The sequence below is a fragment of the Bacillus sp. NTK071 genome, assembly GCF_017303315.1.
Taxonomy (GTDB): Bacteria; Bacillota; Bacilli; order Bacillales; family Guptibacillaceae; genus Guptibacillus.
In genome coordinates this window covers 1-263 of the sequence record NZ_JAFKOI010000114.1, presented here as the reverse complement: position 1 = coordinate 263, position 263 = coordinate 1, and the positions used below count along the sequence as shown (strand labels likewise).

Annotated in this window: 1 protein-coding gene; it reads right to left on the bottom strand. The window is 65.4% G+C overall.

From position 1 onward, the window contains the following. Positions 1 to 37: 37 nt before the first annotated feature. Positions 38 to 263 (bottom strand): fumarylacetoacetate hydrolase family protein (locus JI666_RS22205; protein ID WP_206895078.1); only part of this gene is annotated, 226 nt, incomplete at its 5' end.

Sequence of the window (263 nt, the reverse complement as noted above, 5' to 3'; positions counted from 1 at the left end):
CTGGATGACCGGAAGGCCCGCCGCGAAGGCGGGCCTTTCAGCCCTCGGCCAGAACGGTGTTCTCGATGGCGCCCAGCTCGTCGATCTCGCACCGCACGACGTCGCCCGGCTTCAGGTAGCGCGGCGGTTTCGACGCCATGCCGACCCCGCCGGGCGTGCCGGTGAAGATCACGTCGCCGGGTTTCAGCGTCATCACTTTCGACAATTCCTCGATCTGCGCCCAGACGTTGAAAACCAGATGCCGGGTATTCGAATCCTGCCGC